At 35.2% G+C, this 2,083-nt stretch carries 3 protein-coding genes; all 3 read right to left on the minus strand.

Annotated features, from left to right (window positions below; genetic code table 11):
• On the minus strand, positions 1-240 hold a 240-nt coding region (locus AC30RD_RS08775), incomplete at its 3' end, for a phosphoadenosine phosphosulfate reductase domain-containing protein (protein ID WP_489494128.1).
• Positions 241-246: 6 nt separating this feature from the next.
• The gene (tviB, locus tag AC30RD_RS08780) at positions 247-1,572 is read right to left on the minus strand and encodes a Vi polysaccharide biosynthesis UDP-N-acetylglucosamine C-6 dehydrogenase TviB (RefSeq protein ID WP_489494130.1); all 1,326 of its coding nucleotides are present in this window, start codon (positions 1,570-1,572) and stop codon (positions 247-249) included.
• A 12-nt stretch (positions 1,573-1,584) separates the two neighbouring features.
• Positions 1,585-2,083, minus strand: a 499-nt coding sequence (locus tag AC30RD_RS08785) for an NAD-dependent epimerase/dehydratase family protein (RefSeq protein WP_489494131.1), incomplete at its 5' end; no start/stop codon positions are given.

Below are 2,083 nucleotides of genomic sequence, written 5' to 3' on the forward strand. Positions count from 1 at the left end.
TCGTCTATTCCGAAACTCTATCATCTCTTTAAATTTCCATAAAGTATCTACATGTAAAAGCGGAAAAGGTGGTTTTGCAGGATAAAATGCTTTCATCGCTAAATGCAGCATAACAGAACTATCTTTTCCTATGCTATACATCATAACAGGATTACTAAAATTAGCTGCTACTTCTCTCAATATATATATACTCTCAGCTTCCAACTGTTTTAAATGTGTTAAACGCTTTTTTTCTATCATGATCACTTAAAGTCTCCCATCCACTAATTTTTTATCTAAAATCCCTTTTATATCGTATATAACGGTTTGAAGCTGCAAGTTTGAAGTTTGAAGTTTTTTATTTAACTCTTTAAACTCATCATGTGCAATGGCTAAGATAACAGAGTCGTAAGTTTCAAGTTGTAAGTTTGAAGTTTGAAGTAAGTCAATATCATATTCTTTTTTTACTTCCTTTGGATCAGCCCAAGGGTCATAAACATCTACGTTACATCCAAACTCTTTTAGTTCGTTTATAACATCTATCACACGTGAATTTCTGATATCTGGACAATTTTCCTTAAATGTTATGCCAAGAACCAATACTTTGCTGCCCTTTATGGTGTGGCCTTTATGGATCATAAGCTTAACAACTTTGTTTGCCACATATACGCCCATATTGTCGTTTATTCTTCTACCGGCCAAAATAACTTCCGGGTGATAACCTATCTCTTTTGCCTTATATGTTAGATAGTATGGATCAACGCCGATACAATGCCCACCTACTAACCCCGGTCTAAAAGGCAAAAAGTTCCACTTTGTTCCGGCAGCTTCTAAAACATCCAAAGTATCGATACCAAGTTTGTCAAAAATAAGCGCAAGTTCGTTAACAAAAGCTATATTTATATCTCTTTGGGCGTTTTCTATGACTTTTGCGGCTTCAGCTACTTTGATAGAAGATGCAAGATGAGTGCCCGCTATTATGATACTTTTGTATAACTCATCTATCTTTTTAGCAATCTTAGGAGTTGAACCACTTGTAACTTTTTTTATATTTGGCAGTCTATGTTTTTTATCTCCGGGATTTATCCTCTCTGGAGAGTAACCGCAAAAAAAGTCTTTGTTATATTTTAAGCCGCTCTCTTTTTCAAGCTCAGGCACACACACCTCTTCGGTGCATCCGGGATAAACTGTTGACTCGTATATAACGATATCATCTTTTTTCAAAACTCTACCAACGGTTCTTGAAGCCATAATAAGAGGTGTTAAGTCCGGGTTTTTGTGCGAATCTATAGGTGTTGGAACCGTAACTATGTAAATATTTGCTTCTTTTAAATCATCTATAGAAGTTGTTAAAATTAGTTTTGAGTGTTGAGTTTTGAGTTTTGAGTTAAATTTTGGTAAAACCTCTTTTAGCTCATCACTGCTAACTTCTAAAGTGATATCAATTGCTTCTTTTAACTCATCAATCCTTTTTTTGTTTATATCAAAACCTATCGTTTTATATTTTTTTGCAAACTCAACGGCCAAAGGAAGCCCCACATAACCCAAACCAATAATACACAGCTTTATATCTTTTAACATTTCATTTTGCATAAACTTCCCTACTTATTGTAAAAATTTTTCCCACTCAAAAGCACTTTTGCATATTAGTTTTATATCGTTATATTTTGGGCTCCATCCCATTTTGCTTTGAATTTTTTGGCTATTTGCTATTAGCTTTGCTGGATCACCCTCTCTTCTTGGCGCGATATGGACTTCAAACTCTTCGCCGCTTACCTCTTTCATAGTCTCTATAACCTCTCTTACGCTATAACCCTTACCGTACCCGCAGTTAAACAGATCGCTTTGGTTATTTTCCAAATATTCCAACGACTTTATATGAGCATCGGCCAAATCATCAACATGAATATAGTCTCTTATACATGTGCCATCTTTTGTTGGATAGTCGTCCCCGAAAATATACATTTTTTCTCTTTTTTTTGCGGCGGTTTGTGCGGCTACCTTTATAAGATGGGTGGCGTCTTTTGTTGATTGTCCTATCTTTTTGCCCATATCAGCACCGGCAACGTTAAAATATCTAAGTATCACATATTTTAGATCTTTA

Source organism: Nitrosophilus sp., assembly GCF_982775275.1.